Genomic DNA, 22,818 nt, shown 5'->3' with positions numbered 1-22,818 from the left:
CGCATAAAACAGATACAAAAAAGGCCAGTGGTAATCTCTTTAAGAGCGCCCACTGGCCTTTTTGTTTATGTGGCTTTCATTCTAAAGCCTTAAGTACTCGAGTCATCAAGTCCTCAGTCGCCACAATATCGTATTTAGAAATAGTAATTAAGCAATAGTCATTGGGAAGAAAGGAGTGTCCTGAAAACATCTGCACTGATTTCAGCCCAAATCGGCTAACAGGACGAACAACCACTTATCCAGTTATCTACCCGCTAACGCTTGTGCTGGTGCAATTTGGCTCGCCTTCCAAGCGGGATACAAAGTCGCGATTAAACTCATCACAAACGCCATCACAATCACCAGTACTGCATCCGAAACATGCAACTCAGACGGTAAAAAATCGACAAAGTAAACATCGGCCGAGAGCAGTTGAATACCGAGTAACTGCTCAACTGAGCTCGCAATCGCACTTAAATTCAGCGCCACACTAATGCCAATAATGCCGCCAAGACCACAGCCAAGCAGACCATTTAACGCGCCCTGCACCATGAAAATCCCCATCACAGCCAAACGACTCAGGCCCATGGTCATCAAAATCGCAATTTCGGACGCTTTATCCCGCACCGCCATCACTAAGGTGGAGACGATGTTAAAACAGGCCACACCAATCACCAACACTAGAACTAAATACATCACAGTGCGAACTAACTGAATATCTTGATATAAATGCCCTTGGGTACGTGTCCAGTCACTGATATACACAGACTGCTTTTGCGCATAACCGAGTTCGCGCACTTTTACTGGTGCATCAAACACTTTATCGACGCTAATACGCACACCCGTTACACCGTTATTCATGTTCAAGATCTGCGCCGCGTATTGCAATGGAATATAAGCGGTTGTCAGTTCAAGCTCGCCGCCCAGATGATAGGTGCCTGACACCACAAAACGATGGCTCTTCGCCGCACGTAAACTGCCTGCCGCGTCGGGATCGATATCCTGCACATATAAGGCCAGCGTATCACCCACCTCAAGCCCCAACTTAGTCAATAAACTCTCGCCAAGGACGATATGATTCTCATCTTGGCTCAGACTCTGCCAGCTTGCATCACTCATAAACTGTGACAAAGTTGAAACCTTCGTTTCTTCTTTCGGATCAATCCCCACCACGGCTAAGCCTTGAAAACCACCAGGCTTCTGCACTAAACCTTGCATGCGAATAAAGGGGGCAGCACCACGAATACCTTCAATTTGTAGTGCACCTTGCGCAACACTCTGCCAATTGACGATAGGTTCGTCCACCCCGACAATGTCCGCCTGCGGCACTACACCCAGTAATCTTTGCTCTAGCTCGCGCTCAAAACCATTCATTGCAGACAGAACTATGATCAATACCGCCACACCTAAAGCGATACCGGCAGTCGATGCAAAGGAAATAAAACTAATAAAACTGTTGGATTGGCGGGCGCGATAAAAACGCCAACCAATGGATAGGGCTAACGGTCCTTTCATACTTGGGTTTCCGCCGCTAATTGCAAGTAACCGTTTTTCATCATCAGTTGGCGGTCCATACGGGCAGCCAATTTATGATCATGAGTCACCACCACAAACGCCGTACCTAACTGATCGGCCAGCTCTCGGATCAACTCATAAACCGCATCGCCACTGTTAGCATCTAAATTACCCGTAGGTTCATCGGCCAGCACTAACTTAGGTTTATTAATCAACGCCCTTGCGATAGCGACACGCTGACGCTCGCCGCCCGATAGTTCAGCGGGAATGTGAGTCATGCGATGGCCTAGCCCAACCCGCTCCAATAAGACTTTGGCATCGGCGAGCGCTTGTTTACGATCTTTACCTTGAATAAATGCCGGCATAGCGACGTTTTCTAGGGCAGTGAATTCAGGCAATAAATGATGGAATTGATAGATAAAGCCGAGATCTTGATTGCGGATCTGCGCTTGACGCGCACTAGACACTTGGTATAAATCTTCGCCTAGCAACAAGACTTTGCCCGCGGTTGGCTCATCCAAAGTTCCCATAATATGCAGCAGTGTGCTCTTACCTGAGCCTGAGCTGCCGACAATCGCCAACTGCTCGCCCTTAAACACCTGCAAATCGACATTAGACAACACTTGCGTGGTCACGGCGCCATCATGGTAACTCTTACTGACACTCTGCACTTGCAGTAACACGTCTTGCATTGAAGTTCTCTCTTAAACATGCTTTGGCATCAATTTATTTCATTAAATCAATGCATTAAATTATTTTCATCTTGGCAAGCATCACTCACGGATGAATACCCATGGGTGACGACTATTCATAAAAGCTCACGGGTTTACTCGTATCTCAGCGCAGTTGCGGGTTGCACTCTGGCCGCACGCAGCGCGGGATATAAGGTCGCCAACAAGGTGACCAATAGTGTGCCTATCACGATCACTGACAACTGCATCAACTCCAGTTTTACTGGCAAACTCTGTCCCGCACCTAAAATCGAAATGCCTAAGGTCGTCATAATGCCATTCAGATTCAAAGTGATAAGTATACCTACCGCGAGCCCAAGCACTAAACCAAGTACAGCATTGAGCGACCCCTGCACCACAAAAATGCCCATCACGGCGGGCGTGGTTACGCCTTGGGTTTTTAGCACTGCCACATCCGTGGTTTTATCGACCACCATCATCACTAGCGCCGAAACAATATTGAATGCGGCCACGGCCACAATCAGGCTCAGCAACAGTGACATCATGTTCTTTTCCATTTTTACCGCACCAAACAAGTGACCATAGGTATCACGCCAATCGCTGGTTGTTACCTTAATATCTTGTTTAGCGAGAACATCCTGCACTTTAGACGCTAAAGCGGGCGCGCTAAAGGGATCGGTTAAATAGAGTCTAAGCTGATCAATTGCCTCACTCGGTTGACGCATTAGACGCTTTGCATCTTGATAATGGATATATGCAACGCCAGCATCAACCTGAGAGCCCATTTCAAAAATGCCAGATACCAAGAACTTACGTTGACTCGGCACTGGGCCTAATGGGGAGTACACCACACCATCGCCACTCAATAATCGTACCGTATCACCGGGAGCGACTTTGAGTTGCCGTGCGAGCTCAGATCCTAAAATCACCTTGAAGTCGCCACTCGCCAACTGTTCAAATGCACCTGAGTAAGTGTGCTGCGCAACGGAGGATAACTTTTGCGCTAATTCGGGAAACACCCCATAAACCTGCACAGCGCGAATATTCGACGCAGATTGCACCATGGCCTGCGTCGACACGCTCGGTGTAACGCCTAACACACCCGGTAAGGCTTTAAGCGCACTCGCCTGCTTTGTCCAATCGACTAACGGCGCTTCGCTATAAAGGGTTAATTGTGGCACTGCACCTAAAATACGTTGCTTAAGTTGGCCTTCAAGGCCATTCATCACTGAACTGACAACGATCAAGGCTGCAACGCCTAAAAAAATGCCCGAAACGGCAAATAAGGTAATGAACGACGCAAACGCGTTCGCTTTTTTGGCCCGCCAATAACGGTAACCAATATAGAAAGGGAATCCTGGATTCATTGAAAGAGGGTTGCGTCCTGTGTGCTGAACTTGCTAAATCATGAAGATGGGCACGATAATAGGTGTATTGGTCCTATAAATAAAGAGGCAAGCCTTGTTCACTGACACCAATCCGTATTTTAGTGTGCCTCACCACTTTACCGCCTACCTAAGCCAATGGCCGAATTCCCAGCCATTACCCTCAGAAATGGCTCTGAGATCAATGCAATCATTAGGCATTCAACTGCTCAGCGAAGTCAAAACACTCGAAGCTAACTGCTTGCTACAGCTGCGCCATTTAGATAACGAGGCAAAAGTTGTCGTGGATTTTTTAAAGCTGCAATCCCGCAAAGTAGATCTAGTGCTGCAACATGTATTAGAAAAAGAAACCCAAGAAGGCGAAAAATGCTTTGGTAACCAATTTGGTGGCAGTGGCCTGAGATTACTCACCCCAACAGCCTTAGACATTGGCTCCCACTATAAAATTACTCTGTTTATTCACGACGAATTAGTTGCCATTCTCTGTTTTGGCAAAGTCATCGCCACTCAAGCACAAAAAATAGCACAAGCCGAAGGCGATATGAGTCGTAATGCCAGTACAGAGCAACATACTCAACCTGAACATCTACAATGGCAAACCGACTTTGAATTCAGTCAAATTCTTGAATCTGACGTGGAGCAATTAGTCAAAGCCAGCCTCAATGTGCAACAGAAACAACTCAAGTTACGCAAACTCGCCAGAGATGAGCGTCAATAGCCGCTGACTTTTCTCTGGCACCTACGCCATCAAGTCTCTACAATGTCTGCAACTCTTTGTGAATGAATCAGTTTATCGCACGCCAATGACTCACATATCTGCCCTAACGCCGCCAGCCGTCAAAAATGGCACTCAAATTCAGACTCTGTCCACCGTGGGCGGGGTTTGCCAAGCTGTTACACTCGCCAATTTAGCGCGTCAACATAAGGGAACGACCTTAGTCGTCACCAGTGACACGCCAAGCGCCTTAAGCTTAGAGTTAGAGCTAAGTTATTTGCTCAGTAAAACAGGCATTAAGGTCAGATTATTCCCTGACCGCGAAACCTTGCCCTACGACAGTTTTTCGCCCCATCAGGATTTAATTTCCCAGCGACTCGAAACGCTATCACAGCTGTCTCAGATTGAGCAAAATATCGTTATCGTGCCCGTCACCACCTTGATGATACGCCTGCCACCTAAGGCCTATTTAAGCGCCAACGTGTTTGTGCTCAAAAAGGGGGATAGCTACAAGTTACACGATGTACGCCAGCATTTAACCGACACTGGCTACCATTCGGTGGAGCAAGTGTATGAACATGGTGAGTTTGCCATTCGCGGATCGATTCTGGATATCTTCCCAACGGGGATGAATATGCCACTGCGCATCGAGCTATTCGATGAAGAAGTGGAAACCATTCGCCATTTTGATCCAGAAACCCAACGCTCATTGCAACCTGTCGACTCGATTCGCCTATTGCCCGCGAAGGAATTCCCAACCGACAGTTCGGCCATCGAAGGTTTTAGGCAAAGATACCGCCGCCGTTTCGAGGTCATAGTCAAAGAGCCGGAATCGGTTTATCAGCTAGTGAGCCGTAACTTGATGCCGGCGGGGATCGAAAACTACCTGCCGCTATTTTTTGATGACACCGCCACCCTATTCGATTACTTACCCAAGGACACTCAACTCGTCACCTTAGGCGATATCGAAAAGTCGGCGCGCGCCCATCTGCAAGAAGTCGAGCATCGCTATCAAGACAGACGCGTTGATCCGCTGCGGCCATTACTGGCGCCTAAAGAGCTGTATTTACTCATAGAAGAGTTATTTGCCGCCTTTAAACCGCTGCCACGTTATCAAATGCAAGTGCCAACAGATGGCACTGAAACAACGAAAGCGGTTGTTATTGCCGCCAGCCCCCTGCCCGACATCAGCGCCAATCATAAATTAAAGCAACCGCTGCTAGCGCTGCAAGATTATGCCAGCAGCGCCAAACGCATGTTGTTTAGCGCTGAGTCCGAGGGTCGCCGCGAAGCGCTGCTTGAATTGCTCGCTAAAATTCAGTTAAAACCTACGCTGTTTAACCATTTTGATGAATTTATTCAAAGTGATGCCAAGTTAGGCCTTATCGTGTCGCCGCTGTCACGCGGTTGTTTGCTGCAGATCAGCGCCAAAGAAAGTGTCAGTATCATTTGTGAGACTGAACTCTTCGGCCATCGTATTTCCCAGCAACGTCGCCGTGAAAAACAGCGTCAGATCAGTAATGATGCCCTGATTAAAAACTTGGCCGAACTCAAAGTTGGCCAGCCCATAGTACATTTAGAACACGGCGTTGCACTTTATAGGGGCTTAGTCACCCTAGATACGGGTGGACTGGTCGCAGAATACTTGCAATTAGAATACGCTGGCGGTGACAAACTGTATGTGCCAGTGTCTTCATTGCATCTCATCAGCCGTTACAGTGTTGGCGCCGATGAAGACGCCCACTTAAATAAACTCGGCAACGAGACGTGGGCTAAAGCCAAGAAAAAGGCGATTGAAAAAATCCGCGATGTTGCGGCCGAGCTGCTCGATGTCTATGCCCGTCGCCAAGCGCGTCCCGGCGAAAGCTGCGCAATTGATGAAGAAGAATACGCTCAATTCGCCCGCGGCTTCCCCTTCGAAGAAACCGTCGATCAAGAAAGCGCCATCATCGCCGTGTTAGCCGATATGCAATCGCCCACCGCAATGGACAGATTAGTCTGTGGCGATGTGGGCTTTGGTAAAACCGAAGTCGCCATGCGCGCCGCCTTTGTGGCCGTCAACGCTGGCAAACAAGTGGTCGTGCTAGTTCCGACCACATTGCTTGCCCAGCAACACTATGAAAACTTCAAAGACAGATTTGCCGACTGGCCCGTGGTCACTGAAGTGATGTCACGCTTTCGTACCGCCAAAGAGCAGACTCAAGTGCTGCAGCAATTGGAAGAAGGCAAAGTCGATATTGTTATCGGTACCCACAAGTTACTGCAATCTGAGGCCAAGTTTGAAAACTTAGGCCTGTTGATTATCGACGAAGAACACAGATTCGGTGTGCGTCAGAAAGAGAAAATCAAGGCGCTGCGCGCCAACGTGGATATCTTAACCCTGACCGCAACGCCTATTCCGCGCACCTTAAACATGGCCATGTCGGGCATGCGCGATTTATCGATTATCGCCACCCCGCCCGCCAAACGTTTAGCAGTGAAAACCTTTGTACGGGAATCAGATCCCGCGACTGTGCGCGAAGCCATTTTGCGGGAAATTCTCCGTGGCGGCCAAGTGTATTACCTGCACAATAATGTTGAAAGTATTGAGAAATGTGCCCAAGGCATTATCGATTTATTGCCTGAAGCGCGAGTCGTTGTTGCCCACGGTCAAATGCGTGAGCGCGATCTAGAACGGGTAATGTCAGACTTTTACCATCAAAGATTCAACGTGTTAGTCTGTACCACTATTATCGAAACCGGTATCGACGTTCCGAGTGCCAACACCATTATTATTGAGCGCGCCGACACCTTTGGTCTGGCGCAGTTACACCAATTACGTGGCCGCGTCGGGCGTTCGCACCATCAGGCCTATGCCTATTTGATGACGCCGCATCCCAAACGTATGACCCCAGATGCACGCAAACGTTTAGAAGCCATTGATGCTCTTGAAGATCTCGGGGCGGGCTTTATGCTGGCGACCCAAGATTTAGAGATCCGCGGCGCAGGTGAACTCTTGGGCGATGAACAGAGTGGCCATATTTCGAAAATTGGTTTTAGCTTATACATGGAAATGCTCGAAGCGGCAGTAAAAGCCTTAAAACAAGGCAAAGAACCGTCACTGGCGCAAATGCTCAATCAGCAATGCGAAATTGAACTGCGTATCCCCGCCCTTCTGCCTGAAGCCTATGTGAGCGACGTAAATATTCGTCTGTCGCTCTATAAACGCATCGCAGGGTGCGAAACACAGGCGGCGCTGGATGAGTTAAAAGTCGAATTGATCGACCGTTTTGGCTTATTACCTGAACCGACGCGCAACTTAATGGAAATGACCCTCTATAAACATGAGGCAACTCGCTTAGGTGCGACTAAAATAGAAGTGCACAGTAAAGGTGGCAGCATCGAATTTAGTGATGATCATGTCATAGATCCTGTGTTTATTATTGGATTACTCCAAAGCCAGCCACAAATCTATCGAATGGAAGGACCGAATAAGTTAAAGTTCAGCCTTGCAGCCGAAACCAGTAAAGACAGGCTCGCTTTAGTGAAACTCTTGCTAGAACAATTATCGCAACATCGTCTTGGAGATAAATAGTGTTACGTAAACTCGCGGTCTCTATCGCTACACTCATTGCACTATCACACAGTCAGGTCGTCCAAGCAGAAGCTTGGTTCGAAGTTGAAGTCTATGTGTTTGAACGCCAAAGTCAGTCAAGTGAACAATGGCCTGATGCGCCGAACAAGACGAAAACCGATAACGCAATAGACTTAATCTCCCCAGCTATCGCGCAAGCAATCACGCCGATACCCAGCGCATCTGCGCCTTGCACACTGGTATTTGATGCCGATGCAAATAGCCACTGCGCTGAAACCTTAAACGGTACCTCGACGTCAGAACCTATGCCTGCCGCGCCTGCGAGTGTGGAATATCGTTACCCGCCGGTGATCCCATCAGAAATCAGCAGCGCACAGATCAGTTATCCTACAGCCAATGGCAACCCAGTATTGTTAACCCGCAGCCAAAGTCAGTTCGCGAGCATTATCAATAGTATTTCCCGCGAACGTGGTACGCGCAGTTTACTGCACATGGCTTGGCAACAACCTATGCGTGGTAAGAGTGGCTCAGTACCCATACGCTTATTTGCGGGTAAAGATTTCTCAGGTACTTATCACTTCGATGGCAGAAAAATCATTAAGCAAGCTCAAGCAGAGCCTATGACTAATGCCGATGGCACACCAATGCTTGCACCTGCTGTATCACCGGTATGGGAATTAGATGGCACACTGAATATCTATTTAAGCCACTATTTGTATATTGAAACCGCATTGCACTTGCGCAAAGAAGGCAGAAAATTAATGCCAGCCGTACCCAGTGATGCGGCCGATACCAGCGCAACACTCACGGCGCCCAAAGTCATGACACCATTTTTAATGTCTGTGCCTTTGGAGCAAAACCGCCGCGTGAAGAGTGAAGAAATCCATTATTTAGATCATCCCGAAATGGGCATGGTGATCCAAATCCGCAAGATGGCGCAACCCAGTGCAATGCAAAATAATCAGAATGCCGAATCAATACAGACTGTTGGCCAATACTGAACAAACGCACAACCCGCACAATTCTTAAGCTAACACGGTACGTTTAAATTAAGACTGAACGATGGAGAAATCGAGGTAGATATCATCAGCCTCGTCTTCTCCTACCGTTACGGTTAATCCCTCGGTACAAGGCACACCTACTTCGCACCAAGCAATTAAAGCATTAACGGCAATGTCACTGCCTTGGGCGAGTACTTCAACACTGCCATCGCGGCAATTGGTTACATATCCTGTCACACCAAGGGCTCTGGCCTTAGTCAAGGTCGCATGACGGCAACCAACACCTTGCACTTTTCCCGTCAAATTAATTAATACTCGCTTCATCTCACGCTCCTTTTTCACGGAACCTTGTTATAGAAATAAGCATAGCCGCAATTATCCAAAGGCTAAGTGTTAACCTATGGATTTGTAGAACAAAAAACAAACAATATTTAAATTTAGGCAAAAAAAACAGCTAACAAGACTGCTGCTAGCTGTGTCGGGCGACATACGCAAAGGGATATCCAATAAATGGACAAATAAAACAGCAACTCTGTATCATTTTGTTACAAAATAGCAAGGGTCGCTACTTTACACAATAAATAATTATTTTCAAGAGTTTGAAAAGTAAAACTATCCATCACGAATGAATATAATGCTTTTAGCTGAAAATCAGCTCGTACACCCATCTGCATTGTTCATGTTTAAAAACATCCCCTGTGATAGCCGAAGAAGTATAAAGGCGTGTTGACGTTTAACGCTGAGATTGTGTTTGTTCTGGCAAGTTAGTAAACGCGAAACGAGGGTTTGAGAAGTGAGCCCTCTAATGACAAGCGGTGCGTATGCCTGACGATAAAGCAAGGCAGCAAACTAGATGCAAAAAAGCAAAAAACCGACCTAATTAGTCGGTTTTTGCTTGATTGTGTGGTTAGGTGATGAAGTGCTACTCGCTGATCATCTGACCATTTTGATAGCGATACTCGGATGACGGTTCACCATTAAAGTAGTACACCGACCTGCCGTGCAGTTGATTATCAAGATACTCATCACTTTGCAGCAGGCTGCCATCTTCATTAAAACTATAGCCTTTACCTTGCAATTGACCTTGATCATCATACTGGGCCTGCCCTAATAAATGGCCATTGACGGAAAAGGCCTGCCAGTGACCCACTTCGTGTCCAGCTTTATAGTTGCCATGCCAGAGCTTAACCATGCTGTAGCTGCTTTCATCTTGCAGCAGCCATTGGCCTTCGCGCTGACCGTTAACATACTGACCTTGGGCTTGAAGTTGTTTATCAAAGCCACGCAGTAAATACGCGCCATGTAATTTAGCGTTTTTATAAAACTCTCGGCGCATTATCGTGCCATCGGCTGCGATTTCTGTTTGTTCACCACTCAGCTCACCTTGTTGGTTAAACTGCTCATTGCGCGTCGTATCCGCGTTTTTTGTGACCCACTTGCCGGACTTTAACCCTAAGTGATATTGGCCGATGACAAAACCGCCGTCCTCGGCCTTGTCTTCTCGATATGCACCGTGCATTTGACCTTTGCGGTAGTTTATCCGCCTGATATAACCGTTCCAACCAGCACCGATATACAAACCATCGTATCGTCCCTTGAGTTGTTCATCACGTTCAATCAGCTCATCTGCTACATCAAAACGCTGACGTAAGCTCCAGTCTTTTGTAGTATCTTGCTGATATTTATAAGTTAACTTACCCGCAGAATCGAAGCGCTGTTCAGTGCTAGTCCGACCTTTAGCGAGGTATTGCGTGTCGGTTTGGGTCGCAACGTTACCGGCATTATCATAGGTAATATGTTGAATTTCACGACCATCCTTATCATATTTTTGCAGCTCTGCTAACCGCCCTTGTTCATCAAAACGCTGCTGGTTTCCCACCTGTTTATCATGCTCATAGTGTTTAATCTCTTGCAGCACATCGGCAGCTCGGTAAATCAACACTTCGCCGTGTATTTTCCCCTTAAGATAAAACTCTTTAGTGTATAACCAGCCGTCTTTTGTCCAATACAGTCGTTCGCCTTCTCTTTTTCCCGCCACCATATTAACGGTTTGCTCCGGCTGACCATTGTTATGAAAACTTTCATATAGCCCTTCCATACCGTTAGCGCCGTAGGTTACGCGTGTTTGCAACTGGCCATTGTTAAAATAACTTTGCGATAATCCTAATTCAGCACCATTCACACGATGCTGAAGCTCCCTTAATTGACCATTAGTATGATAACTTTTCTGATCTCCATGCAACTGGCCATGCTGGTAGTGGTACTCTCCCGAGAGCGCTCCGTCTTCCCAATAATGCAGATGCGTGCCCTGATAACGCCCTTGTGCATCGCTACTGCCCTTGCGAGACAGTTGACCGTCGGGATAGAAAAACTCGAAATCACCAACGATAAAACTCTCGGCTAAATTAGGACTGTTGACGCTGCCCTTAAAAACGGGTTTATCCGTCTCCAGATAAAAGAGTTGTAGCGGCCACACGCCATTTTGCTCTGTCGGCGCTTGCTCCTGATAATAAATGGCTTCACCAGGCACATCGCTAAGCCGCCATAGTTCGTCGAGTAAAATTCGCTCAGCCGACAGATTAAACGACATAAGTAGTGCAGATAATAGTAATAAGACTCTCATATTCTGCTCCTTAAGGTAACGCAGGGAATGTATTAACCCACTGTTTATTGACCGGTTCGCCGCTTATCGTCAGCTGCTCTATCTGTGCTGTGCGCCCCGCCAGTACAAACCAGCGTTCCTCACGTAATACTTGCTGCAACGGACGCTGATAAAAATCACTGCTGTCACCTTGAATAGCAGGAGCTAGCTGTAAATTTTGCGCATTTAAAAAACGATAGCGCCGCATAAAGTCGGCCACGGTTTGATGGGTATCAACATTCGGCAACTGAGTGATATCAATCAACCAGCTTTGCTCGGGTTGATACGCTAGCGCTTGCCATTTGGGCGTACCGGTACAGGCCAAAGTGCTGCTGACATTGATGTCGTAAAAATTGCGGCGGATCCCATCGGCGCTAGTCAGTTGGTACAGCGCAAACTTATCCAGCCCTCCACCAAAACCCGTGTTGTTAGTGCTTGTGTTTGTCCATTGCAGTGTGTGCTCGTTGACCTTAGGTGCATCGACAACACTGAGCGTACACACCGCTGCCTGCTCGGAAGTTAACAGCAAACTGACGCCGTATTTGGCCACGACTTGCGGCTCAAGTAAGGCGGGGTCTTCAGGTGCAGTAACTTGCGGCTGATTAACATAGGACGCATACATATCATCACTATAAAGCAGTTGTTGCTGCGCCGGCGGATAGGCGACATTTTGCGCGTAATCTTGAGTCGGAATAAAACGAATGTTCTTAGTCAGTTCACCACTGTCAACCACAGTATTCACATAGAGTGTCAGCGTGGGCGGCGCTGCGGGAAAGGTAAAATGTGTGATCGATTCATATTGTGTCGATGAGGCCAACGCCAGCATATTTTGCTCTGCCGGGGTTAACCAATCCGGTCCAGTGGGCGGCGGTGAAAGATATTTCACCATAGCGCCTTCGGCACCGTCAAAGCGCCGGTATAACCAAGATTTGTCAGTGCTGCCTCGCGATTTCAGCAAATAACTGAATGGTTTATCTGGGATTGGCGAGAGTTCCAGCTGTATATCTTCATACTGCAAGGCCACAGTTTTGCTGGGATCGGGGGTCAGGTTAAGTTTGACTAATTTCGCGCCGCGATAATGGGCAGTCGCGCGAAACTCAGCAACCTGAGCTAATAGGTCATTCGGTGCATTCCAGCCGATAAGCAAATTCTGCTGCTCAGACTGATGGAAACCATCCTGTTCTGGATAACTGTAACTGCCTACCTTGCTCAATTGCAGCGGCAGTACTGTGCCATCCGCACTGTGTGCTGTGATATCGGTTAAGCTAAACCCGCCTTCGGGTTTAAAACCTGAAAAGTCATACTGATAAGTCAGCTTTAATAAATCATCTTGCTGGTAAAAGTAGCCCGCATCATAGGCAAATACAGCATCTTGGGTTAAGGTCTTATTGACGTTATCCAACACAACGTCAGGTTGTTTTTGATACTCAAATACTGGGAAATCATAAAAACCTAAATACTGCGTCAGATCGCCCAACTGGCGCTCCTGCGGCAACATAATAACGTTGCTGCGCACTGTGCCCTTATAGCCGTAGCGCTCAAACGGCGCTTCCGCCACTAAGGCTAACTGCGCTAACCAACCCCGCTCACGCTCTAACATCAACTGACCGTATATTTTGGCTTGTTCGCCGCCACTTTCAACTTTGGCTAACACATGCGTATCTGTGACTTGCAATACAGTAAGCTTGGCATTGGCGTGGCCTTGATAGGCAGGAAGAGCGACGACCGCCCCCGCTTTGGCGGGTATGGTGCTAAGGAAGGCAGATGAGCTAAAGAGCTTTTTCAGTTCCTGCTCAAGCTCTGCGCCGCGTTCAGCCAACAGCGCCTGCCATACAGGTTTGTTCAGTGCACTGAATTCTTTAACGCTGCCATCGTCTAGATTTAAAGAAAATTCAAACCCCTGCGAGAAAATAGCGTGCATTTCTGGATTACGTTCGGCCCGCTGGCCACTACTGACGCCACTCCCTTGACCATCGCGCATGTTCATATAATCGACGTGCACTTGAAACCGACTGTTTTTGCCTGTTTCGAGGACCTTATAACGCAGCAATTGATGTGACGTGGCGTTAACCGTTTCGGTATGCTGACCATTGTCTACAGTGATGTTAGTGGTGCTATACAGCTGATACGAGCGCTCTTCCCCTTTTTCAGGCGTAAACTCAACATCAGCATCCCCAAAAGAACAGGCCGATAATAAACAGCATGCAACTACGCTAACCAAGTACTTCATGGTTATTCCTTGTATCTCAAACAAATAGTAAGCGCCGCATTATGCCCGTTCATACCCAGTAAATAAAATGCTTTGGCTATTTTGCCTGTCCAGCGCAACACCTTAATGCACGACTAAAATATCCTTTTAGATAGTCACAGGTACAGCAATGCCAATCTTAGGCAAATTCTTAATGACGAATTCCGGCATCAAGAACTGATGCAAACAGCTAGCTGTGCGGCATTAATTGTCATTGTTTCCCAGTGACTCGCCGATTTTTATTTAATAAGAAGTATCCCTTTGGACTCGACGGTAACATCTGCAGCACATGGAAGTGTAAATACCGCGTTCACATGGTCAATGATGTTCCCGACATCATAGTGACATTTCCCATATCCCTATGGGTCAGATGTGAAAGAGCAGCCATATCGCCAACGGTCACTGTTGTAACAAGGTCAAGCTTAACTAAGTCATTAATACACAAATCAGCCCTAAACAGCTTTTGCCCCAAAGCTGCCTACGGCCAATCATGAGTTGGAGTTGTGAGCTCTGAAATTGACTAAATTTTAGTAATGATTCAGAGTGGCCATTGTAACGGTGGCGATTCACTGGTTAGCAATTAATCAAAGCATGCTTCGGCCCTGTTTAAAAGAAGGAGCATGGATTAGACTCGAAAAGAAATTCGGACAGCCATGAGTAAAGTATGAAAAAGATAAACTACCTACTGATTTTTATAGCATTTCTGCTATCCGGTTGCACAAGTCAACCCACTGTATATATTTATGGAAAGTATCTAAATAACGACCAAAAAGAAGCTATAATAAACACCTTCGAGAAATCGGATAAATATCACGTGGAGGTAAACGATTTTGATTTTCCAACCGATATAACAGAAAACACTCTCCTCTACTCATTGTTTATACAGAAGCCTGAATCTATCGATATCGCGTCTAGCTTATCTGCCTCTGCTGGATTTTCAATTCAGCAAAAACAAGTTTTTACTGTAGGAAACCACTGGTATACAAAGGACTCAATAGCGTTATTTTTGTTCCCTAAAATTATAGATAACGACATGACTTTTTTTAAGCAAGATTTAATTAACGATTATAAAGCACAAAATTGCGGTACAGCGACCTCTCTGAAGCTTAATAAGAATGGTTCATTCAATCTCGAATCATTATCACAAGGCGGCGACAATATAATTGAATCAATAGATGGCATATGGAAGTACAGGCAGTACCCATATTTGGAATTGCAAAAAAAAGGTTCGCCATATGCAGACTATTACTTTGAAATAAGACGCTTTAAGGGTGCAGACAAGGTAGGTGAGATAGAGTTCTTGGAATTAGTTTCTCTGAATACTAGTAGTTTACCCGAAGGCTGTTCTTTCTTAATTGGTACGAGAATATAAGAGACATTTGAATCCAAGTATTAGGGGCTCTAAGCACTGTAAAGTCCATACAATTGAAGTAACGTGGACGTAAAAATGCAAGGGTTTTTCTAGAACTTTGTCCACCATCAGCAGCTTAGACCCCCGTCAAGCATTCAAAGGTATTAGCATGCGTTTTCAGCCAAATGTTGCTTACACATACTGTACTTTTGCTTCTTCAAACAGATCCAAAAATTAAGTGTTTTTCAGTGGATACTACCTCGCAACGCAAGTCTTATGTAGCACTTGCAAATGCCAACCCTTCAGTTAAAGACGTTTAGCTAAAAGCAAGTGGCAGCCATGAACAAAGCAAGTGCAAAAACATATAGCAAATTGCTAAATTTCGTTCCGGCCACAAACAGCAAGGCATCCACGGAACTGCCTACGCTACGATGCGGCTGTCCATTAGCAAAGTGTTAACCCATAGAAATTTTTATCCGAAATTCACCTGATACAGTTGAAGTTCTAACACGCTTTTGTCCAAAAGTGTGTTGCGTATGTCTTTTAAATCTACAGGTTACGTGAATCCACAAAAGGTGCGTCATGGTGATTGGCGAGACGACCGTCCGCCCCATGGCCGGGGCGGTCGAGCATCCAAGGATGGACTGGCTGCGTGTTGGTGAGTCAATGCCATGGCAAGCCTGTGCAAGTAGATACCAGCCAATGCTAATCCCCTAAAAACAAAACCAAAAGTCGCAGCCACTCGAGACTACTTTTCTACACATTTCAGTCCAAAACCAATACAGTCGATTTTATAATCTAGAGCCCTCAATATGCCCTACTGAAATATATACCCATAGTCACACTCATATTCAGAGTCGCAATGTCCGCCACATGAAGTACGAAAGCCAAACCATAAGGCGAAATAGCCGATGAGATAAATCCACTCCCCTCTTAAATATAAAAAGAGGAGTGATACTTTTATTCAATCGATATCAATCAAGCCAACTTAAAGGCTTTTATTTTGGGCAGATGGGCAGCGAGTTGGGGAAATTTGTGGGGCTGAACGTCATCCCAATCAATCGAATAATAGGGGCTTAATTCAGTGGCGAGTTGCTGATTATCGAACATCTCATCATTAACCGAAAATATACACATGGCCTTGTGGGTATTCTTTTCACGAAATTGCGACACGCACTTATTGGCAATATCGGCATATTCTTCTGGGCGATCGATCTTGCCCTGCATATTATTTTCTGGGTGCAAATTAGGATTAATCAGTACTGATTTAAGACCATTTAAAAATCCAATCCGCTCGGCCCAATAAGCGCCGAGTCCTACGCCAACCATTAACGGCACGGGATCGTCGCAATGCTGCATTTGCTTAGCGACTTCCTTGAGCAAGTGTTGCATGTCGTGCTTAGGGTGCAAGGTGCTGTAACTGATCAAACGTACGTCAGGGTCAATAAATTGCAACTGACGCATTTTTTCGTGATTACCTGGGCTAGTCGCATCAAATCCATGAAGATAGAAAATCATATCAAGGCCTTTTAATCATTTTTAATCACAGTGAATTAACTAACCCTAGCAAAAGAGTAATCTCACACCTTGCGCTACATCAAACTTTCGCCTGTTGGGCCAAACAAATTTGCTCGGCAAGCTGTTTGGCATTTTCCCAACGGGCCGTATTATCGAGCGCTGCTGCCGCTTGCGAGGCATTGGATTTAAGTAAACTCGCAGGATACTGTGGCGCGCTCGTAGGCCAAGTAAAGCCATCGAGTAGCGACATTACGCCCGCATTGTCATTACACACTAAAATCATGTCGCAACCTGCGGCTAAGGCGGCGCTGGCCCTTGCACGGTAATCGCCCGCAAATCCTGCGCCTTGCATGCCGAGATCGTCGGAGAAAATCACCCCGTTAAAGCCAAGTTCTTTACGCAGCACTTGTTTTAGCCAGTATTCAGAGAAGCCCGCAGAGTTGGGGTCGACTTTAGGGTAAACCACGTGCGCGGGCATCACGCCTAATAACTTTTCTTTTGCGATCAATTCTTTAAACGGCAGGATATCTTTTGCAAAAATCGCCTCGGCATCACGTTCATCAATGGGTTTCTCGTAGTGCGAATCCGCCACCACACTGCCGTGTCCGGGGAAATGCTTACCCACGGCGCCCATGCCAGCTGCGGCCATGCCAGCAATAAAGCTTTCGGCCAGTGTAATGACCTCGGCGGGCTCTGGGCTAAAGCTGCGTTTACCTATGACTTGGCTCACGCCGTTTAAGTCCAACACGGGCGCGAAACTTAAGTCGATATCGCAAGCCAGTAATTCGATTGCCATCAAGAAACCGAGCTCACAGGCCCAACGCTTGGCCAATACCATATCGCCCTTTGCTGCGGGTAAAATGTCGCCCATGGCGGGAATAATGGTAAAGCCATCGCGGAAGCGTTGTACTCGGCCACCCTCGTGATCAACGGCAATTAATATTTCTGGGCGTATTTGGCGTATCTGTTGTACCAGACGGATCAACTGATCACGGCTCGAAAAATTGCGGGAAAATAGGATTAAACCACCCACCTGTGGATGGCGTAGCATCTCAGATTCAGCCTCACTGACGTCCAACGACAGTAAATCCAACATTAAATAGCTCATACTTCTCCCTAAAAATATTCATTAATACTCAAAAAATAACCACTCAAGCCATAAGTAGTCCACGCTCACAAAAAAGCTAAAAAAAGCGAGCCACCTACCCTTGTAGCGCTATCGAAGCCTGTATTCTTGGCCATAAAATGGCCTGTAAAAAAGTCCCAATTAAGTTCAGCTTATCCGAACTATTACGAATAAAAAAAACTAATGTGAATTGTCACACTAATCTATGGGATACTGGCGTTAGAGTATCACACAAGCAGATTTCGCATGAAAGAACGCCGCCACTGACCAGAGTACACGCGCAAGATTAGCGTGCTTCAATCTGCAGAGCGAGCAATCCCATGCACTCAGACTAAAATAATAAACAAGACACAACAGGACTTCTATCATGATTAGCGTATTTGACATGTTCAAGATCGGCATAGGTCCATCGAGTTCACATACCGTCGGCCCAATGAAAGCGGGCAAAATCTTTATGCAAAACCTGACTGACTCAGGACTCGTGACCCAGATTGATGAATTAAGAGCCGAACTCTTTGGCTCCCTCGGCCAAACAGGCAAAGGCCACGGCACGGGCAAAGCAGTGATTTTAGGCTTAATGGGCGAAGATCCCGAAACCGTGGACACAGACAGTATCGACGGTATTTTAGAACACGTCTCCAAAGACGAAACCTTAACGCTGCACTGTGGCAAAGTGGTTAAGTTTACCCGTGAGCAAGGCATTACCTATCACAGACGCAAAACGCTACCTGCGCATGCTAACGCCATGACCTTGTACGCTTACTGTAAAGGAGAATGCATTTTTGATCGCACTTACTACTCAGTGGGCGGCGGCTTTATTTTAGATGAAGATGAAATTAGCCAACGTAATGCATCGCCAGCCTCACAAATTGAATCGGCTCCTTTTGATTTTGTGAGTGCGGCTCACTTACTGGAATTATGCGGAGAACAAGGTCTCAGCATTTCTTCTTTAATGATGGCGAACGAACTGAGTTTAGCCACTGAAGATGAAGTCAAAGCCAAGCTGTGGAATATTTGGCAGACGATGAAAACCTGTATCGAACGCGGTTATCAGAAGGAAGGTATTTTACCTGGCGGCCTAAAACTGCGTCGTCGTGCTCCTGCACTGTACCGTCGTTTGAAAGCCGAAGGCCGTAACAATGTCGATCCATTAACCGCTATGGATTGGGTCGATTTATTCGCACTGTCGGTCAACGAGCAAAATGCGGCCGGTGATCGCGTCGTCACTGCGCCAACAAACGGTGCTGCGGGAATTATTCCTGCCGTATTATGCTATTACGATACCTTCGTACAAGAAGTGGATATCGATGTCTGCGCCCGTTATCTATTAACTGCCGCTGCGATTGGTATTTTGTACAAGAAAAATGCCTCAATTTCGGGCGCCGAAGTCGGTTGCCAAGGTGAAGTGGGCGTGGCCTGTTCTATGGCCGCTGGCGCACTGACTGAAATCATGGGCGGTACAGTTGAGCACGTTGAAAACGCGGCTGAAATCGGCATGGAACATAACTTAGGTTTAACCTGCGATCCTGTGGGCGGCCTAGTGCAAGTGCCTTGTATCGAACGTAATGCCATGGGCGCGATCAAAGCGATCAACGCTTCTCGTATGGCCCTACGCGGTGACGGTAACCATAAGGTTTCACTGGATAAAGTGATCAAAACCATGATGGATACAGGCAAAGACATGCGCAGTAAATACAAAGAAACCGCCAAAGGTGGTTTAGCGGTCAACATTGTTGAGTGCTAAGTGCTGAGTGTTAATTCACTTTCGCTAATTGCTTAAATCGCACCATAAAAAATGCCATAACTCAGTGAGTTGCGGCATTTTTGTTTTAACGCATCGACGTGACTGCCGAATCGGCTATTTATGGCTTAAAGTACAAGCTATGGAACTTAAGGTGCTCTTCAATAAAGCTCGCGATGAAGTAGTAGCTGTGATCGTACCCCGCTTGCATCCGCACATCCAAGGGATAACCCTTGGTATGGGCGATATCCACCAGCGATTGTGGCATCAATTGGGTATCTAAAAAGCTGTCAGCTTCACCTTGGTCAATCAGTACTGGCACTTCGCTAATCGCGAGCTTAAGCAACTCACAGGCATCGTACTGGCGCCAATGTTCACGATTTTCACCTAAGTACTCGCTAAAGGCTTTAATACCCCAAGGTGCATTACTCGGATTCGAAATCGGGCTAAAAGCCGAAATTGAGCTATATCTGTGCGGATTACTCAGACCAATCACCAAAGCACCGTGACCGCCCATCGAATGGCCGGAGATGGCGCGCTGGGTAGTGACAGGAAAATGGGCTTCAATCAACGCCGGCAGCTCGTGGACTATGTAATCGTACATTTTGTAATGACGATTCCAAGGTGCTTTTGTCGCATTGAGGTAAAAACCCGCGCCTAAGCCTAAATCGTAAGCTTTATCCGCCGCATCGGGCACATCGTCACCGCGAGGACTGGTATCAGGGGCGACAATCGCCATCCCAAGTACTGCTGCCATGCGCTGTGCACCCGCCTTCTGCATAAAATTTTCATCGGTACAGGTTAGACCTGAAAGCCAATACAGCACAGGCACAGGTTTATTCACCGCCTCAGGCGGCAGATAAATGGCAAAGCGCATCTCGCAGTTTAACGACTGAGATTGATGGCGATACTGCTTATGCCAACCGCCGAAGCTCTTGTTACAACTGATATTTTCTATGGTCATACAAGTCCTTTTTAAGCTCAATCTTTTAGCGCTATTTATAACGTTAGTCTTAGCGTTAGTCATGGCGCTTATCGTCAGATCAGTTGGCAACACAGCAGACAGATTTGCACCTGTCTGCCGGTTTGTCACATCAAGCTGAAGCATCAACTTAGCGTGCAAAATCGCTTATTTATCAAAATGGATCACGCTACGGATGCTCTTACCTTCGTGCATCAGCTCGAACGCTTCATTGATTTGCTCCAGCCCCATAGTATGGGTGATAAAATCATCGAGCTTAAACTCACCCGCCATGTAACGCTCAACAATGTGTGGCAGTTCAGAACGCCCTTTCACACCGCCAAAGGCAGAACCGCGCCAAACGCGGCCAGTCACCAATTGGAATGGACGGGTTGAAATCTCTTGACCAGCACCGGCAACACCGATGATGACTGATTCACCCCAGCCCTTATGGCAACACTCTAAGGCGCTGCGCATCACGTTGACGTTGCCGATACACTCGAATGAGTAATCCACGCCACCGTCGGTCATCTCAACGATCACCTCTTGGATGGGCTTATCCAATAATTTTGGGTTGATGCAATCGGTCGCGCCGAGTTTTTTGGCTAACTCGAACTTAGATTCGTTGATATCAATCGCGATAATGCGGCTGGCTTTGGCCATAGTGGCACCGATAATCGCCGATAAACCGATACCGCCGAGGCCGAAAATCGCCACGGTTGCACCTTCTTCCACTTTGGCCGTGTTCATCACAGCGCCCATACCAGTGGTTACGCCGCAACCTAACAGACAAATTTCTTCTAATGGCGCGCTCTTATTGACTTTAGCCAATGAGATTTCAGGCAGTACAGTATATTCAGAGAAGGTCGAGCAGCCCATGTAATGGAAAATGGGCTTGCCATCGAGATAAAAACGCGTGGTGCCATCAGGCATTAAACCTTTACCTTGGGTCGCACGGATTTTTTGGCACAGGTTAGTTTTGCCCGATAGGCAGAACTTACACTCGCCGCACTCTGGGGTATAAAGTGGGATCACATGATCGCCCACTTGTACGCTGGTCACACCCTCGCCCACTTGCTCAACGATACCGCCGCCTTCGTGGCCTAGAATCGCTGGGAATACGCCTTCTGGATCGTCGCCGCTCAGGGTAAACGCATCCGTGTGACACACGCCCGTAGCCACAATGCGCACTAAGACTTCGCCCGCTTTAGGTAACATCACATCCACTTCTTCAATCTTAAGTGGTTGTCCTGGTCCCCAAGCAACAGCGGCCTTTGATTTAATAAACTGCGGTTTTTCGTTCGACATTGTTACGTCCCTTGAATAGGTAATAGGAGTAAGTCATTGGTGTATCATAAATTCAATTCAGGCCAAGCAAACTCTTGCGCCCATTGCACTAATGCTACTGAATAGGAGGATTGTATTTGTTTCTCAGCGAGAGACAATCTAGTATTCAAGCAATTCATTTTTACTGAGTAACAACAATGTATCTCTGGGACGGCATTTCTGAATTTGTCGCAGTGGCCGAGGCCGAAAGTTTTACCCTAGCAGCGCAGCGGCTGAATATCTCCACCGCCCACGTTAGCCGCCAAGTGAGCACCTTAGAAAATCGCCTTGGCACAAAACTCTTTTACCGCACAACCCGCAAAGTGTCGTTAACCGAAGAAGGCACGATTTATTATCGTCATTGCCGCCAATTACAAACGGGGTTAGAAGAAGCCGAGCGCGCCATCTCAAACCTAAAGGACTCACCCCAAGGCTTAGTCAAGCTCACAGCGCCCGTCGCCTATGGCGAGAAATTCATCATGCCGTTACTCAATGATTTTATGGTGCAATATCCCAGCGTTGAGTTTAGCGTCGACCTAACTAATCGCACCTTAGACTTGATTGAAGGCGGTTATGATCTGGCCATTCGCCTCGGAAAACTTGCCGATTCGAGTTTGATGGCCAAACCCTTAAGCAGCCGTACCCACTATGTCGCCGCCTCACCGAGTTATGTAGAAAAATACGGTCAGCCCCATACCTTATCTGAACTTAGCCAGCACAATTGTTTGATCGGTAATCATAATTACTGGCGCTTTGTGGAAAATGGCCGCGAGCGTAATATCAAAGTCCGTGGCAATCTCAATTGTAACAGCGGTTACGCATTAAGGGATGCGGCACTAAAAGGCATAGGGATAGTTCAACTGCCTGATTATTATATTGAAGAAGATATTCAAGCCGGACGGTTACTCTCCTTCCTTGACAGTCACCGCGAAGCCAAAGAAGGCATTTGGGCACTCTATCCGCAAAACCGCCACCTGTCGGCCAAGATCCGCGTATTGGTCGATTATCTTGCCGAAAAACTCGCCGAGCAGGATTAAACACTGTT

Annotated in this window: 16 protein-coding genes; 6 read left to right on the top strand and 10 right to left on the bottom strand. The window is 47.0% G+C overall.

Annotated features, from left to right (window positions below; genetic code table 11):
- Positions 1-243: 243 nt before the first annotated feature.
- The 3 genes from lolE to L5M49_RS01415 form a co-directional block, all read right to left on the bottom strand.
- On the bottom strand, positions 244-1,494 hold the full coding sequence (gene lolE / locus L5M49_RS01425; RefSeq protein ID WP_105252620.1) for a lipoprotein-releasing ABC transporter permease subunit LolE: 1,251 nt from the start codon (positions 1,492-1,494) through the stop codon (positions 244-246).
- On the bottom strand, positions 1,491-2,186 hold the full coding sequence (gene lolD / locus L5M49_RS01420) for a lipoprotein-releasing ABC transporter ATP-binding protein LolD (RefSeq protein WP_028759813.1): 696 nt from the start codon (positions 2,184-2,186) through the stop codon (positions 1,491-1,493). The genes lolE and lolD overlap by 4 nt, the downstream gene beginning before the upstream one ends.
- Before the next feature lie 134 nt (positions 2,187-2,320).
- The gene (locus L5M49_RS01415) at positions 2,321-3,553 is read right to left on the bottom strand and encodes a lipoprotein-releasing ABC transporter permease subunit (protein WP_263265314.1); all 1,233 of its coding nucleotides are present in this window, start codon (positions 3,551-3,553) and stop codon (positions 2,321-2,323) included.
- Positions 3,554-3,647: 94 nt separating this feature from the next.
- Here L5M49_RS01415 and L5M49_RS01410 point away from each other — a divergent pair, with 94 nt between their 5' ends.
- The 3 genes from L5M49_RS01410 to L5M49_RS01400 all read left to right on the top strand — a co-directional run bounded on the left by L5M49_RS01410 (position 3,648) and on the right by L5M49_RS01400 (position 8,861).
- Positions 3,648-4,289 (top strand): hypothetical protein, encoded by a 642-nt coding sequence (locus tag L5M49_RS01410; RefSeq protein WP_263265313.1) that lies wholly within the window; start codon positions 3,648-3,650, stop codon positions 4,287-4,289.
- Positions 4,290-4,374: 85 nt separating this feature from the next.
- Positions 4,375-7,860, top strand: coding sequence for a transcription-repair coupling factor (gene mfd, locus L5M49_RS01405; RefSeq protein WP_263212749.1), 3,486 nt, complete (start codon positions 4,375-4,377; stop codon positions 7,858-7,860).
- Positions 7,860-8,861, top strand: a complete 1,002-nt coding sequence (locus tag L5M49_RS01400; RefSeq protein WP_173244633.1) for a peptidoglycan binding protein CsiV — start codon at positions 7,860-7,862, stop codon at positions 8,859-8,861. Before mfd ends, L5M49_RS01400 begins: the two co-directional genes overlap by 1 nt.
- A gap of 48 nt (positions 8,862-8,909) precedes the next feature.
- Here the strand turns inward: L5M49_RS01400 and L5M49_RS01395 are convergent, their stop codons facing one another.
- From L5M49_RS01395 to L5M49_RS01385, 3 genes are all read right to left on the bottom strand, one after another.
- Positions 8,910-9,185 (bottom strand): acylphosphatase, encoded by a 276-nt coding sequence (locus tag L5M49_RS01395; protein WP_028759808.1) that lies wholly within the window; start codon positions 9,183-9,185, stop codon positions 8,910-8,912.
- Positions 9,186-9,783: 598 nt separating this feature from the next.
- Positions 9,784-11,484 carry a toxin-antitoxin system YwqK family antitoxin gene (locus tag L5M49_RS01390; RefSeq protein WP_263265312.1) on the bottom strand — a complete coding sequence of 567 codons (1,701 nt, stop codon included), beginning with the start codon at positions 11,482-11,484 and terminating at the stop codon, positions 9,784-9,786.
- Positions 11,485-11,494: 10 nt separating this feature from the next.
- Positions 11,495-13,732 carry a hypothetical protein gene (locus L5M49_RS01385; RefSeq protein WP_263265311.1) on the bottom strand — a complete coding sequence of 746 codons (2,238 nt, stop codon included), beginning with the start codon at positions 13,730-13,732 and terminating at the stop codon, positions 11,495-11,497.
- 682 nt (positions 13,733-14,414) lie between these two features.
- Between L5M49_RS01385 and L5M49_RS01380 the strand changes: the two genes are divergently transcribed.
- A complete protein-coding gene (locus L5M49_RS01380; protein ID WP_263265310.1) occupies positions 14,415-15,122 on the top strand; it encodes a hypothetical protein in 708 nt (235 codons plus the stop codon).
- Between the two features lie 957 nt (positions 15,123-16,079).
- On the opposite strand, the gene ycfP is transcribed toward L5M49_RS01380, so the two are convergent.
- Both ycfP and nagZ read right to left on the bottom strand, forming a co-directional pair.
- Positions 16,080-16,619, bottom strand: a complete 540-nt coding sequence (gene ycfP, locus L5M49_RS01375; protein ID WP_263265309.1) for an alpha/beta hydrolase YcfP — start codon at positions 16,617-16,619, stop codon at positions 16,080-16,082.
- Positions 16,620-16,698: 79 nt separating this feature from the next.
- The gene (gene nagZ / locus L5M49_RS01370; protein ID WP_263265308.1) at positions 16,699-17,727 is read right to left on the bottom strand and encodes a beta-N-acetylhexosaminidase; all 1,029 of its coding nucleotides are present in this window, start codon (positions 17,725-17,727) and stop codon (positions 16,699-16,701) included.
- A 385-nt stretch (positions 17,728-18,112) separates the two neighbouring features.
- Here nagZ and L5M49_RS01365 point away from each other — a divergent pair, with 385 nt between their 5' ends.
- On the top strand, positions 18,113-19,489 hold the full coding sequence (locus L5M49_RS01365) for an L-serine ammonia-lyase (RefSeq protein ID WP_131524458.1): 1,377 nt from the start codon (positions 18,113-18,115) through the stop codon (positions 19,487-19,489).
- 118 nt (positions 19,490-19,607) lie between these two features.
- On the opposite strand, the gene fghA is transcribed toward L5M49_RS01365, so the two are convergent.
- Positions 19,608-20,450 carry an S-formylglutathione hydrolase gene (gene fghA, locus L5M49_RS01360; RefSeq protein ID WP_261272584.1) on the bottom strand — a complete coding sequence of 281 codons (843 nt, stop codon included), beginning with the start codon at positions 20,448-20,450 and terminating at the stop codon, positions 19,608-19,610.
- A 165-nt stretch (positions 20,451-20,615) separates the two neighbouring features.
- Entirely contained in the window at positions 20,616-21,755 is a 1,140-nt protein-coding gene (locus L5M49_RS01355; RefSeq protein ID WP_006081880.1) for an S-(hydroxymethyl)glutathione dehydrogenase/class III alcohol dehydrogenase, read from the bottom strand.
- Positions 21,756-21,931: 176 nt separating this feature from the next.
- Between L5M49_RS01355 and L5M49_RS01350 the strand changes: the two genes are divergently transcribed.
- Positions 21,932-22,810, top strand: a complete 879-nt coding sequence (locus L5M49_RS01350) for a LysR family transcriptional regulator (protein WP_014610473.1) — start codon at positions 21,932-21,934, stop codon at positions 22,808-22,810.
- Positions 22,811-22,818: the final 8 nt, after the last annotated feature.

Source organism: Shewanella sp. SM74, from assembly GCF_025653725.1.
GTDB lineage: Bacteria > Pseudomonadota > Gammaproteobacteria > Enterobacterales > Shewanellaceae > Shewanella > Shewanella oncorhynchi.
The sequence above is the reverse complement of the archived record's forward strand: the minus strand, read 5'-3'. Positions and strand labels throughout refer to the sequence as shown.

Excerpts from the sequence above, each read along its gene's own strand:
- lolD (WP_028759813.1), bottom strand. The coding sequence starts at position 2,186 with ATGCAAGACGTGTTACTGCAAGTGCAGAGTGTCAGTAAGAGTTACCAT.
- L5M49_RS01390 (WP_263265312.1), bottom strand. The coding sequence starts at position 11,484 with ATGAGAGTCTTATTACTATTATCTGCACTACTTATGTCGTTTAATCTG.
- L5M49_RS01355 (WP_006081880.1), bottom strand. The coding sequence starts at position 21,755 with ATGTCGAACGAAAAACCGCAGTTTATTAAATCAAAGGCCGCTGTTGCT.
- L5M49_RS01385 (WP_263265311.1), bottom strand. The coding sequence starts at position 13,732 with ATGAAGTACTTGGTTAGCGTAGTTGCATGCTGTTTATTATCGGCCTGT.
- L5M49_RS01415 (WP_263265314.1), bottom strand. The coding sequence starts at position 3,553 with ATGAATCCAGGATTCCCTTTCTATATTGGTTACCGTTATTGGCGGGCC.
- fghA (WP_261272584.1), bottom strand. The coding sequence starts at position 20,450 with ATGACCATAGAAAATATCAGTTGTAACAAGAGCTTCGGCGGTTGGCAT.
- L5M49_RS01365 (WP_131524458.1), top strand. The coding sequence starts at position 18,113 with ATGATTAGCGTATTTGACATGTTCAAGATCGGCATAGGTCCATCGAGT.
- L5M49_RS01350 (WP_014610473.1), top strand. The coding sequence starts at position 21,932 with ATGTATCTCTGGGACGGCATTTCTGAATTTGTCGCAGTGGCCGAGGCC.
- mfd (WP_263212749.1), top strand. The coding sequence starts at position 4,375 with ATGACTCACATATCTGCCCTAACGCCGCCAGCCGTCAAAAATGGCACT.
- L5M49_RS01395 (WP_028759808.1), bottom strand. The coding sequence starts at position 9,185 with ATGAAGCGAGTATTAATTAATTTGACGGGAAAAGTGCAAGGTGTTGGT.
- ycfP (WP_263265309.1), bottom strand. The coding sequence starts at position 16,619 with ATGATTTTCTATCTTCATGGATTTGATGCGACTAGCCCAGGTAATCAC.
- nagZ (WP_263265308.1), bottom strand. The coding sequence starts at position 17,727 with ATGAGCTATTTAATGTTGGATTTACTGTCGTTGGACGTCAGTGAGGCT.
- L5M49_RS01380 (WP_263265310.1), top strand. The coding sequence starts at position 14,415 with ATGAAAAAGATAAACTACCTACTGATTTTTATAGCATTTCTGCTATCC.
- lolE (WP_105252620.1), bottom strand. The coding sequence starts at position 1,494 with ATGAAAGGACCGTTAGCCCTATCCATTGGTTGGCGTTTTTATCGCGCC.